The sequence below is a fragment of the Dictyobacter formicarum genome (genome assembly GCF_016587435.1).
The window spans coordinates 196,863-209,631 of record NZ_BNJJ01000005.1; the positions used below are offsets into that span (position 1 = coordinate 196,863).

The 12,769-nt window shown below is 52.9% G+C and carries 8 protein-coding genes; 2 read left to right on the forward strand and 6 right to left on the reverse strand.

Features of this window, described 5'->3' with window-relative positions; translation table 11 throughout:
• Positions 1 to 53 precede the first annotated feature (53 nt).
• From JMI88_RS10665 to JMI88_RS10680, 4 genes are read right to left on the reverse strand one after another with little or no spacing between them, the layout of a single operon-like run.
• Positions 54 to 2,462: an FAD-dependent oxidoreductase gene (locus tag JMI88_RS10665; RefSeq protein ID WP_201361812.1), complete on the reverse strand. Its 2,409-nt coding sequence runs from the start codon at positions 2,460 to 2,462 to the stop codon at positions 54 to 56.
• 34 nt (positions 2,463 to 2,496) lie between these two features.
• A complete protein-coding gene (locus JMI88_RS10670) occupies positions 2,497 to 3,825 on the reverse strand; it encodes a complex I 51 kDa subunit family protein (protein WP_201361813.1) in 1,329 nt (442 codons plus the stop codon).
• Positions 3,818 to 4,558 (reverse strand): hypothetical protein, encoded by a 741-nt coding sequence (locus JMI88_RS10675; protein WP_201361814.1) that lies wholly within the window; start codon positions 4,556 to 4,558, stop codon positions 3,818 to 3,820. The genes JMI88_RS10670 and JMI88_RS10675 overlap by 8 nt, the downstream gene beginning before the upstream one ends.
• A 3-nt stretch (positions 4,559 to 4,561) precedes the next feature.
• Entirely contained in the window at positions 4,562 to 5,158 is a 597-nt protein-coding gene (locus tag JMI88_RS10680) for an NADH-quinone oxidoreductase subunit B (RefSeq protein WP_201361815.1), read from the reverse strand.
• A gap of 420 nt (positions 5,159 to 5,578) precedes the next feature.
• Between JMI88_RS10680 and JMI88_RS10685 the strand changes: the two genes are divergently transcribed.
• A complete protein-coding gene (locus JMI88_RS10685; RefSeq protein WP_201361816.1) occupies positions 5,579 to 6,652 on the forward strand; it encodes a Gfo/Idh/MocA family protein in 1,074 nt (357 codons plus the stop codon).
• A gap of 105 nt (positions 6,653 to 6,757) precedes the next feature.
• Positions 6,758 to 7,876: a 3-isopropylmalate dehydrogenase gene (leuB, locus tag JMI88_RS10690; RefSeq protein ID WP_201361817.1), complete on the forward strand. Its 1,119-nt coding sequence runs from the start codon at positions 6,758 to 6,760 to the stop codon at positions 7,874 to 7,876.
• A gap of 31 nt (positions 7,877 to 7,907) precedes the next feature.
• Here the strand turns inward: leuB and JMI88_RS10695 are convergent, their stop codons facing one another.
• The gene (locus JMI88_RS10695) at positions 7,908 to 8,153 is read right to left on the reverse strand and encodes a hypothetical protein (RefSeq protein WP_201361818.1); all 246 of its coding nucleotides are present in this window, start codon (positions 8,151 to 8,153) and stop codon (positions 7,908 to 7,910) included.
• A 22-nt stretch (positions 8,154 to 8,175) separates the two neighbouring features.
• Positions 8,176 to 12,684 (reverse strand): response regulator, encoded by a 4,509-nt coding sequence (locus tag JMI88_RS10700; protein ID WP_201361819.1) that lies wholly within the window; start codon positions 12,682 to 12,684, stop codon positions 8,176 to 8,178.
• Positions 12,685 to 12,769 lie beyond the last annotated feature (85 nt).

The window sequence follows — 12,769 nt, forward strand, 5'->3', positions numbered from 1 at the left end:
AAGCCGGACCCCGTACGAGGTCCGGCTTTCCTGTATTTTGAACTGCTGCGCGATTAGTCGCGGATCGAGCGAGCAGGCAATGGACGCACCAGCGGGCTCATGACCGGCAGGTCCTTCTTGCCACGCGGCAAGCGCTGTCGCACCAGGTAGTTGGGCGCGTTGGCCAGATCGTTCTTCTCCAGCGTCACATCCTCGCCAAAGCGATTGAAGAAGGAGAGCTCGAAGTTCGGGGTCTCACCCAGTGCTCCGTGCGGGCACACCTCCACACAGTCACCGCAGAAGATACAGCGATCCAGGGCGAAAGAGTAGCGCGCCAGGTTGCGCTCGGCCATCATCAGCGAGCCCGTCGGACACACCTGGACGCAGGCGCCACAGGAGACACAGTCCGTGTCGTGCAGGCTGACATTGAAGGGCGTCGAGACAATCGTATCGAAGCCTTTGCCAAACATGCCATAGCAGTCCGGTCCAATCACGTCGTGGCAGACACGTACACACTGCGTACAGTTGATGCACTTGTTGGGATCGCGCAGGATAAAGCTGTGCGAGAGATCGGTCTCGTAGTCATGGTAGTCGCTGGGCTCCCCATCGTGGAAGCGGTTGTCGGCCAGACCATGCTCGATGCTATAACGCTGCAGATCACACTGTCCAGCGGCCGGACAGGCGCACTGCAGACAGCGGGCTGCTTCGCGCTGAGCCTGCTCCTGCAAGTAGCCCATCTCAATCAAGGCGAAGCTCCTCTCGCGCTTGTCGTAGGGCAGCATCGGCATCTTGACCTTGGGTTCGACCGGCTTGTAGGGTACGATGTCGAACAGGTCAGGACGGCGCTCTTCCAGCTCCAGGCGACGAGCCACCTCGTTCATATCCTCCCCCATCAGATAGGAGTGGATTGAGCGAGCATTCAGTTTACCCTGGGCCACGCCTTCAATAATCGTCTTGGCACCCATCTGGCAGTCACCGCCGGCGAAGACGCCTTTGCGATCCGTCATGAAGTTGTGGGGATTAGTCTGAATGGTTTTCCATTTGGTCCACTTGATCCCAGAAGCCTCGTCGAGCACTTTGGTATCAACTGCCTGACCGATGGCCGGGATCACGGTATTACAATTCAGAACAAATTCTGAGCCAGGAACCGGAACCGGACGGCGGCGGCCGCTGGCATCAGGCTCGCCCAGCTTGTTGCGCTGGAACTCAACACCAGTGACATGACCATTTTCAGAGATAACACGGGTCTGGCTGACATACAGCTGCAGATGTGTACCTTCAGCCTCACCATCCTCAACCTCTTCGGTTGTGGCGCCCATCTCAGTACGACCACGGCGATACATCGTATGCACCTTGGCACCCAGGCGCAGGGAGGTACGGGTACAGTCGAAAGCGGTAAAACCACCACCAATGACGATAACCTCGTCACCCTCTTTCACAGGTACCGGCTTACCTTCAACCTTCTCACCCAGATAGCGAATGGCGTTAACCACACCTTCAGCATCTTCACCGGGTACACGCAAATCATTACTGGTCCAACAACCGATGGCCAGGTAGACGGCATCAAAACCCTGGGCAAACAGATCATCGATCGTGAAGTCACGACCCAGTTTCACGTTCGCCTGGAAGTCGATACCCATATCCCACAACTGCTGGAACTCACGGTCCATCATATCCTTGGGCAAGCGATACTCAGGGATACCATAGCGGAGCATACCACCAGCCTGCGGCTGCATATCGAACACCTTACAATAGTGTCCGCGCAAAGACAGATAATAAGCGGCGGTCAAGCCCGACGGTCCACCACCGACAACCGCAACTTTCTTGCCAGTTGGGGGATCCTGCACATACGGCAGAGGCGCATCTAGCAGACAGGTTTCGGCGGCATGCCCATGCATACGACAGATGGCAATCTCTTCATCCACCAGCGTACGGCGGCAGGCCTTCTGACAAGGAGCCGGACAGGTCAGGCCCAGGATAAACGGAAATGGCAGCACCTCTTTAACCAGGCGAGCCGCTTCCTTCATCGAGCCCTGAGCGATCAGTTCCAAATAGCCAGGAATGTCGATGTGGGTCGGGCAATCGACCTGGCAGGGTGGCTGACAATAGGCATTGTGATCTGAGAGCATCATCTCAAGATTGGTGCGGCGTAGATGGAACAGCTCATCAGAGTTCGTCGAAACCACCATGCCTGGCTCAGCCGGTGTGTTACAGGAAGGCAGAGGACGCTCCACACCTTCAACGTGCACCACACACATACGACAAGCAGAGGTTGGCTCTAACTTCTCGTCGTTACACAAATTCGGGATATCCAGAATCCCATTATCAATCGCCACACTCAGGATGGTCTGGCCCTGGTAAGCTTGCATTGTCTTACCATCAATGGTCAACGTAAAACTGGGATGTCCCACTTCATTACGAACCATTGGAGGCTGCGCTGCCTGAATTGCTGGTGAGAAATTATCTCGGATTGATATAGCCATGTACTATTCCTCTTCCAAAGGTCCTAGGATCTAACTACGGCAGAACGTGCTTCGTCACGAAACGATGAGCACGAACCGGAACGCATGTACCGGTGGGGCAACGCAGTTCCTGAATATGCATCGTAAAATGCTCAGGCCAATAGCGCTTGGCGGTTTTTAGTGGATTCGTTGCCTGTACACCAAAACCACAGAGCGAGCCATTAGGTACATAATCTGCAAATTCATCCAGCACATCGAGATCCCCATTCACACCGAGATCGCTCACAATCCCTTCGAGGATACCCTCAATACGCTTGACTCCCAGGCGACAGGGAACACATTTACCACAAGATTCTTTGCTGAGATAGCTGCTACGCTCCATCGCCCATGAAACCATACAGGTATTGACGGGTAGCAGTTCGATGATGCCAGAACCAACGATTGCGCCCGCCTCTTCCAGCGGATCAAAATCGTAGGGTGTATCCAGCGAAGCGAGCGGCAAGGCGCCCCCTTCAGCTCCACCAACCACAATCGCACGTACATCACTTTCAGAAGGATTTAATCCGGCGTGGGCCAGAATGTCGCGCAATGTGGCACCAAATGGAACTTCAACCACTTTGGGCTCGCCGGCCGGCGATGCATAGACGGTCAAAACTTTTGTGCCACCAGTTGTAGCGGAACCAACACTGGCAAATGCGGCAGCACCTTCTCGGATAATATAGGGCACATTAGCCAATGTCTCAACCGAATTAATCGCGGTTGGCTTGTCCCACAATCCATACTGGGCCGGGAAAGGAGGACGCTGCTCGGGCATACCGCGACGGCCCTTGATCAATGCCATCTGTACGGTCTCTTCACCACCCATGAAACCCATCTCTGCGCCGAGCACTGTAATATTACAAGAAAAATCAGTGTTGAGAATATCTCGCCCGACAAGATTGGCCTCGACGGCCTCTTGCACAGCTTGCTGAACAGCAGCATTGGCTGCGGCTGCGCTACTACGTGTGAAAAGATACGCCTCGGTTGCGCCTACTGCATATGCAGCCAGCAGGATACCTTCGATAGCCTGATGAGGATTATGCTCCAGCAAAGAGCGTACGGCCAGCGAGCGGCTATCGGCATCGTATGCGTTACAAATAACATATTTCTGGTCATCTTCCGATTGCCGTGTAATGCGCCATTTTTCACCGGTTAAGCGACCAGCGCCCCCGCGACCACGCAATTTTGCATCAATGACCTGCTGGTTTACCTGCTCTGGGGTCAGTCCACGCAGAGCTTTCTCCAAAGCAGCATAGCCGCCGCTAGTACGATACGCATCTAAAGAACGTACGTCAGCATCGGCAGCTCGCCGCAAGAGACGATAAGATTGTTCAAAATTAGGCATCTGGCTGCCTCACATGATTAATATTACCCCAGACACCGCGCTTGCTCGCAGCCAATCCACGCGCTGGTTGGTCATCACGTGTAATGCCTTTAACAGCTGGTGCGGGTTTAAACTTCGGACTCATAGTTGCGATACCGAAGATATCGCTCAGATCAACGCCGCGCGCCTGGACAATGCGCTTGGCCGCTTGTAGTGGAAAATACCCATAGATATCCATCACTGCATCCAGGAGACCCGGCAGGGCACCAGCCTCTTGTGACCAGGTTGCCAGCAGAGTATCTACCTTGCTCAAATCAATCTCTGGTTCCAGGTGATCCTTAACTGGCATAGCCACACAGGGCGTCACAGGCTTATTAAAGTAATCCACCGCATATTCAGAAATACGCGATTTATAGAAGCCTGCATGAGACGAACCAGTGGCGGGCGCCAGTTTACGCGGGGTGAACTTTTCAGCTCCCTCGCGGATGTATGACCTAAACCAGGGGCGGTCTTTCCACTCATTTAGAGGCTCATACTCGATCGTGATAGCACGAGGAGGACAAGCTTTCTCACAGAGGAGGCAAGATTCACACTTCAAATTGAACTCAGTCTTCAAGCCATCCTGCGCGATCAATTGAATCAAACCACGGCTGCGCGGTGGCAGTTTTGGCTTCTCATAAGGATAGAGTCGTGTCACCTTTGGCCGAAACATATGGCTAAAGGTTAGACCCATACCTTCCAGGATACCACGCATACACTATACCTCGATTTCCTTCTCGCCGCGCACTTTCAAACCTTGTTTGGCAATTTTCTCACGTAACTTCAGAATACCTTCGATCAATGCTTCTGGCCGAGGAGGACATCCAGGCACATACACGTCTACTGGCACAATGGTGTCAACTCCCTGAACAGTATAATAGCTATCATAGAACTCGCCACCAGAGTTGGCACACTGCCCCATACTCAGGACCCATTTTGGCTCGGGCATCTGCTCCCAGAGAAGACGAAGGCGCGGACCCATCTTCACCGAAACAGTTCCGGCTACGATCATAAGATCAGCCTGACGAGGACTAGAGCGAAAGACTTCTGAGCCGAAGCGCGAGAGGTCGTATTGACCGGCTGAGGCCGAAGCCATCATTTCGATCGCGCAGCAGGCCAATCCATAACCCAATGGCCACACAGATTTCGATCGTGCCCAGTTCTGCGCCCATTGCAACATTTCAGCCACGCTCGTAAGCTGAACTGGAAGTTCCTGGTCTCCTGGGACATATTCATGGGGTCCGGAGGCCATCGATATTGGAATTGGTTTGCGACGACCTGCTGTCTTCCCATTCTCATTTATTTCGCTGCTCATATAAATTTACTCCTAGGCAATGGTTCAGCAGCACCTATTGCTTGGTTTGGATAGTTGTAGGATTCTGTATAAAGACGGGGGCGATGTATATACACTCCATCTGCGACCTATTATAGCACGTTTCGCCCAGCCGTGCTATAAACACCCTTGCCGGGGAAGCCTCGCCTGCCATCCCCTTTTGCGCCATACTTTGTGCTGTCCGTGTACAACTCAACTGCCCCTTGTCAGACAACTAAACGCTTTGGTAAACTGTGGAGTATGACTTATTTTGAAGCGCTTTGTTGATTCAGTCGCAGAAACACGTCACTTTATAAGACGTACAGCCTCCATGATATGGATACGCCCCGAACAAATCAGCCGCTTCAAAAGATTCTATCAGTATCTGCCTTACAACTAGTATAGTAGAAAGAGATAGTAAAGATGGATCTGACATCTCTAAATGTCGCGATTGTCGGCTGCGGTAATATCGCCGGAGCTTATGCAAAGACATTACAACCCTATCCACAGATTAAATTATTGGGTGCTACCGATATTGATCTGGCACGAGCCGAAGCATATGTTGCCGCCCATGGGGGTAAAGTCTATCCTTCACTCGAAGCCATCCTGGAAGACGAGGAAGTAGAGTTAGTAATTAATCTGACTATTCACCATGCGCATGCCGAGGTAATCACGAAATGTCTCAACGCAGGCAAGGACGTTTATAGTGAGAAACCACTCGCGCTGACATCGGAAGATGCATTGCGCCTGGTAAAACTGGCAGAGGAAAAAGGGCGCCGCTTGAGTAGTGCACCGATCACGATTATGGGCGAGGCCCAGCAAACCGCGTGGAAAACCATTCGCGATGGACACCTGGGTACAGTTCGGCTGGCTTATGCTGAAGTCAACTGGGGCCGTATCGAATCCTGGCATCCCTCGCCGGGTCCATTCTATGAAGTGGGGCCACTCTTTGATGTTGGCGTTTATCCTTTGACTATTCTTACGACCATCTTTGGACCAGCACGCTACATCACAGCATTTGGCAAAGTACTCTACCCGGATCGTGTCACGAAAGAAGGAGTGGCATTCCATATTTCTACACCTGATTTCGCGGTGGCCGCCATCGAATTCGAAAACGGAGCGGTAGCGCGTCTGACAACGAACTTCTATGTCGGCCATCACAGCAAGCAACGCGGTATTGAATTCCATGGAGACAAAGGCTCTCTCTACTTAAGTGATTGGCAAAACTTCCATGCCGCGGTAGAATTCACAGAATTTGGCGGTCAGTACGAACCAGTACCTTACGTGAAAGAGCCATATCATGGTACAGAGTGGAGCCGTGGTGTAATAGACCTGGCCGAGGCCATTCATCAGCAGCGACCACAACGTATCACGGGCGCCCAGGCGGCTCACGTTGTCGACGTTTTGTGTGGCATCCAGACATCTTTCCGCGAGGGAAAACCTGTCACACTGACATCAAGCTTTAAGCAGCCAGAGCCAATGGATTGGGCACGCTAAACAAATATCGTCTATTCAGTCTTCGCTTCCCTGCCAGAAGGACGTTGTCCCCTTCTGGCAGGGATCGCCATTACCAACACAAACTATTAAGAAAGGCGAGCCAGCATGGGAAACTACACAATTACAGTTTTACCTGGCGATGGGATCGGGCCAGAGGTCACAAATGAGGCCATTAATGTATTGAATGCGGTAGCCAGCCGCTTTGGTCACACGTTCACCTACCATAAACGTCTGGTTGGTGTAGCCGCGATTGAGGCCGAAGGAGATGCCATCTCAGATGCCTCTCTAGAGGTATGTCTGCAGAGTGATGCTATCTTATTTGGTGCCGTAGGTGGGTTAGCCAGCTATGATGGTCGCCACAAAGTCAAACCAGAACAGGCGCTCTTTAAACTGCGCAAGGGTCTGCAATTCTTTGCTAATCTGCGGCCTGTGAAACCCCTCAATAGCTTACTCAGTGCCTCTCCCATCAAATCCGAGGTATTGCGCGGTACCGATCTACTAGTCGTGCGCGAATTAACGGGTGGACTCTACTATGGACACCTGGAGCCACCTGTCCCTGGCAAACCAAGCGAGATACGTCAGACGGAACAAGGCGCGGTCGCCATTGATACGCTATTGTATAGCGATGCAGAAATCGAGCGCATCTTGCGTGTAGCTTTCGAGGCCGCCCGCGATCGCAAGAAAAAAGTGACCTCCGTAGATAAAGCCAATGTGCTTAGCTCCTCCGTGCTCTGGCGCCAGGTCGCCAACCGGGTTGCCGCCGATTATCCCGATGTCACCTTTGAACATCTGCTGGTTGATGCCTGCGCCATGCACCTGATCCGCAAACCCACCAACTTCGATGTCATCGTCACCGAAAATCTCTTTGGCGATATCCTGACCGATGAGGCCTCCATGCTGGCCGGTTCTATGGGTATGCTCCCCTCTGCCAGCCTTGGCACACGCAAAACAGCGCACGGCCGTCTGGGACTATACGAACCAATCCATGGGTCCGCGCCAGATATCACCGGACAAGGCAAGGCCAATCCGATCGCGGCAATTCTTTCTGCGGCTATGTTACTGCAATATTCGCTGGGATTAAAAAGCGAGGCAGCCGCCATCGAGGCCGCGGTCGAGCAGGTCATTCAAGAAGGCTATCGTACCGAGGATCTGCGTGAAGAAGGAGCGAAAGTTCTTAACACACAGGAAATGGGACAAAAAATCGCAGCTGCTCTGGCCCACTAGATTTCAGGCCGGAACAACTGCTTAAGACAGATTAACCCATCATAGGTTTGGGACAATGACCCAGAGCTTTTAGCTTTTCCCGGGTCATTGCCACTTTTTGGAGCAGCTCTTCAGGAGAGCTCTCTTCACCTTCTGCTGGCGAGCTTTGAGGCGCTGCGGCGTCACTTTCTGCATGCGTCTGACCCAGCTGCTCCAACTGAGCTTCCAGCCGGGCCAGTTCATACATAATCAATTGACGCTGGATATACCAGCGGGTTACCGCTCGTTCAACACCCATAAGCTACCTGCATTCTATCTACTTAACGAGCAATCGCGCCATAGACCAGTGAGCTAATTGTGTTGAGCAATTCCTCATCCTGGTATGGTTTGACGACATAGGCGCTCGCGCCCAGTGACATAGCACGCTGCTGGTGCTTGGCAGCCGCACGAGAAGTCAGAACAACCAGCGGCAGGGTTCGATACTGCTCCTGAGCTCGAACCGTTGAGATCAGCTCGTAACCATCCATACGCGGCATCTCAATATCGAGCAGAACAGCAGCTGGCGTCTCAAGTGAGATCATTTCCAGAGCTTCGACGCCATCGCGGGCCATCTGCACCATCCATCCATGCTGCTTGAGCATGTTACTGACGACGCGACGCACGCTCGGACTATCGTCCACCACCAGAATATGCTTGCCCCGCTCAGGAACTGGTGCTGCTGCCACAGGTCGAGGCGGCAAGCTTTGCTGTTTGTTCGACACATCCACGCGCTGTTTCACCTGTCCCGCAGGAGCGGCGGCATCGCGCCTTGTCAGCGAGGTGTTGATCTTTGAGGAAAGCAGCGAGTTCAACTCCAACACCAGGACAACGTGTCCATTACCAAGAACTGTGCCACCAGCGATACCATGAACTTCACGCAAGTGTGGTCCCAGGTTCTTCATCACAATATCAAATTTACCGCGAATCTCATCAACGACCAGTGCGACCCGATGACCACCGGCATTCACCAGCAATAACTGGGCCTTGTCTTCTATCGATGCAGCGGTTGACAAAGACAGATATTGGGCCAGCATATGCAATGGATAGAGATCATTACGCACCGCGACAGCCGGTTGGCCACCAGAATTCACGCGCTTAAAGTTGTCCAGGCGCCCGATAGATTCTACGTGAACCGTTGGAATGGCAAACTGTTGACCGTTAACGCGAACCATCATGGCGCTTTGGATCGCCAGGCTGGTGGGGAAGGTCATGGTAAAAGCTGTGCCCAGGCCAGGCGCTGTCTCCACAACCAGCGTACCGCGTAGACGCGAAACACTGTCACGTACCACATCCAGGCCAACGCCACGTCCGCTCTCTTCACTCAGAACTTCAGCAGTGGAAAAACCAGGGCGGAAGATCAAAGCCACCACATCGTCCTCACTGATCGGCTGATCCGACCGGATCAGGCCACGCGCAATCGCCGTCTGGCGCACATGTTCACGGTCAAGGCCATTGCCGTCATCGCGCACAGTAATCATGATCTGATTACCTTCATACGACGCCGACAGCTTGATCTGTCCAGTTGGAGACTTGCCACGCTGGATGCGTACATCCGGGGTCTCAATCGCGTGGTTCACCGCATTACGCACCAGGTGCAACAATGGACCGGCAATCTCTTCGTACACTGTACGATCAACCTCGGTCGTCTCACCTTCCAGTACAAAATCGATTTCTTTGCCCTGCTTGAGCGCTACCGCACGAGCAGCACGATACAGGCGAGGAGCCATAGTTGACAGCGGCACCAGGCGGACCTTCATCAAGCGATCCTGGAAAGTTGTATTCAGGCGATTCTCGCGCGCAAATACACCTTCACATTCACGGATAATGGTATCCATTTCAGTACTCAGTGTCGCCATATCCGAGATACCTTCATTCAAACCACGTGCCAGCTGATGGAACTCTGTGTAGCGGTCAAGTTCCAGTTCATCGAACTCAGATAGATGGTCAGGTATGGCAACATTATTTCCATCCTGTCCACTCTGATTTTTCGGGGCAGGCAAACCAACCGCCGCATTGGGTCCAAGCAGAAGATTTGGCGTGCCGCGGGCAATGCTCTGATCACCTTCACCTGGCATTACCTGCACTGAGCGACCACTCGGCAGGGTAGCCGCTTCAAAACGGCTATCCAATTTCTGACCCACATCGTTCAAGCGGTTACTACTCACGCCCACATCCGATACAAGGCTAACCAGGCGTTGGATACGTTCTTCCAGTACACTACGATTAACCAGCATCTCACCAAAGAGATTGACCAGCTCATCCAGCTTTTGCAAGCGGACGCGAACGCTCAAATCGCCACGAGTGCGTGGAGTCAGTCCATCAACTGCTTGTTCACCGGCCACCACATTGGACGTCTGAGGAACATCATTGCTGTGATCATCGTCATCCAGATCTTCTTCTATCATCTGATTCGAGGAACTACGCTCGCCCAATAGTTCTACGTAGCGCTTATGTAGTTCACGAACCTTGATATCCGCGATAGCAGAATCATTGCCAGTAATCAGCAACTCCAAAGCTTCAGCGGTATCCAGGATCAAGCTGACAACCGTTGGCGAGATCCCCATCGTGCCTTCCATGATCAGATCCAGCAGGTCCTCGGAGACATGGCTTAGATCGGCGATCGTTTTAAAGCCCATCATACCTGCGGCACCCTTAAGCGTATGGGTCGCACGGCGAATACCCTGAATGAGATCGCGATTAGACGGATTCTTTTCAAGAGCCGCTACGTGCATGCCAATAGCCTGTAGATGCTCTTCAGCCTCCAGACGGAAGATCTCCGCCGCCTCTTCGCCAAAATCATTAGCGCTAAAAGAACTGGCAGAGGTAGATTTTCCGGTTGCTTCAGTCACAGGCATGGATACAGCAGGAGGTTTAGGCAATGACAGTGACTCGGGACCAGCCGGGGCCACATTGGATGGCGGAATGGTGGTCTTTAACCTATGTATATCACTTTCAGGATCTGCAGGCTTTCCAGATAGTCGCGTAGCCAGTGGTAGAGCGTTCTCGCCACCGGTTCGCATAATCTGATTCAGGAACTCCTGACGTACCTGAATTTCAATCTCACTACGCAAGCGAGCCTCAAGCTCTTTGACTGCCTCGGAAGTCAAGTCGGTAGAACCTGATGACGCACGCTCTTGCAAGAGTCGCATCTCTGCGTATTCCTGTCGTACTTCGTTACGTATCTGCTGCTCTAACTCGGCCCGCTCACGCGCAGAAGCCGCGGCCTGTGCCTCATATTCGCTGCGCATCTCCTCGCGCAACTGTGCTTCGATTTCAGCACGCAGTGCGGCAGGACCACCCTGGCGCTCAAACGTTACACGCTCACGCAATGCATTAGTATCTTGATCCACCAGGACGTTCCATGGGCTCCAACCACCCTCCTGGCTAGATTGATAAGTACCGCGCTCATTCAACTGCTCAAAGGCCGTGCCAAAGGATTGAATAGAAGCGTGCAATTGTTGTAGCGTAGAGGTTAGCTGTTCATTTGTTAGCTCAACCCCGCCAGTAATCTTTTGAATAAGGTCCAAAACCTTTTTCAGCTTGGAGTTTGCTACCCACATCACTGAAAGAGGTAAATAGCGACGAACCTGCTCAGGACTATTACGCAGGTTCAATCCCATTGCTTTACCAGCCCATTCTTCCATGCGATCGAGTGCATCTTTCGAGCCATTTAAGAAGCCCTTAAATTCACTGCGTTGCGCTTCGATAACACCCATCGCGTCACGCAACTGAGCAACTGCACTCCTTAACGAGGCGGCCTGACCCTCCAGAGTTTGCGCCTCTTGCTGCATATCTCCATACGCGTCCGGTACAATCGACCTTTGTTCCTGGTCATGCTCACTCGGCATCAGTGGCGCGGCCGGCTGTGGCTCAACATTAGCGGGCACGTTATTCGGCTGAGCGGGGACCGCTGGCGACATAAACCACTGCTCGTCCCACTGAGAAGATTTCGCAGGGGCAACTGGTGGTGGCTCAACTGGCGGTGGAGCAACAGGTTCAGGTGGGCGCCGTGTAGAAGCCATCAGGGCCTCAAAAGCACTGGTTGGCGTCGGGTCCTGAAAAATACTGAATTCAGACTGTGGCAATGCAGGCGTATTGGTAACCTCTGGCTGGGGCGGAGTTGCAGGGACAGGTGACATGGAAGAGGTATTATCAAAACGCGTCACCAACTCTGGTTCCTCAGGCCAGCCCATATCTTCACCCGAGGACACAGGCTGGGTACGGAAAGAAGCCAGCACCTCATCAAACGATGGCATCGATGAAGACAATGCAGGTTGAGATGGAGGCAACTCAAAAGCTGGTGCAGGCGAAAGAGAGGCTGACGAAGCAGAAGCTGGAGCAGTATAGGTCGAATGCATCTCAGCACCACCAGTTGTTGGAGGTGCAACTGCAGCATCTACTTGAGCACGATAGCGAGCGTAGTCGGCATCATCCTCCGCAATCACTGCTTCTTCATCAATGCCACCGCGGATACCCTCCAGGAGTTGACGCAAACGGCCCAGTGAACGCTCCAACAAACCCCGCGAGAGGTCGTCCAACGTAATTAAGCCATCTAATGCATCACCCAGGATGTCTTCCATGCCATGAGCCACATGAGCCAGGCCAGGAAAGTCCATCATGGAAGCGGAACCGCCAATGGTGTGAGTGCGGCGGTAAGTTTCTTCGAGGGCATCCATGTCGCCAGGTGACTGTGCCAGTCGCCCGAGATTCGTCTCGATTTCTGGCAAATAGCTATTCACCTCTTCGATAAACGAGTCGAGGACGGATAGTTTATCAAATGTGTTCGACATGTTGCGCGTACTCACTTAACTATTCTGGTGTTATCTTTCTCGATCTCTCCATCTAAGCTTTGTCAGACGGGGACCAATATGAGAA

Excerpts from the sequence above, each read along its gene's own strand:
- JMI88_RS10665 (WP_201361812.1), bottom strand. The coding sequence starts at position 2,462 with ATGGCTATATCAATCCGAGATAATTTCTCACCAGCAATTCAGGCAGCG.
- JMI88_RS10670 (WP_201361813.1), bottom strand. The coding sequence starts at position 3,825 with ATGCCTAATTTTGAACAATCTTATCGTCTCTTGCGGCGAGCTGCCGAT.
- JMI88_RS10675 (WP_201361814.1), bottom strand. The coding sequence starts at position 4,558 with ATGCGTGGTATCCTGGAAGGTATGGGTCTAACCTTTAGCCATATGTTT.
- JMI88_RS10680 (WP_201361815.1), bottom strand. The coding sequence starts at position 5,158 with ATGAGCAGCGAAATAAATGAGAATGGGAAGACAGCAGGTCGTCGCAAA.
- JMI88_RS10685 (WP_201361816.1), top strand. The coding sequence starts at position 5,579 with ATGGATCTGACATCTCTAAATGTCGCGATTGTCGGCTGCGGTAATATC.
- leuB (WP_201361817.1), top strand. The coding sequence starts at position 6,758 with ATGGGAAACTACACAATTACAGTTTTACCTGGCGATGGGATCGGGCCA.
- JMI88_RS10695 (WP_201361818.1), bottom strand. The coding sequence starts at position 8,153 with ATGGGTGTTGAACGAGCGGTAACCCGCTGGTATATCCAGCGTCAATTG.
- JMI88_RS10700 (WP_201361819.1), bottom strand. The coding sequence starts at position 12,684 with ATGTCGAACACATTTGATAAACTATCCGTCCTCGACTCGTTTATCGAA.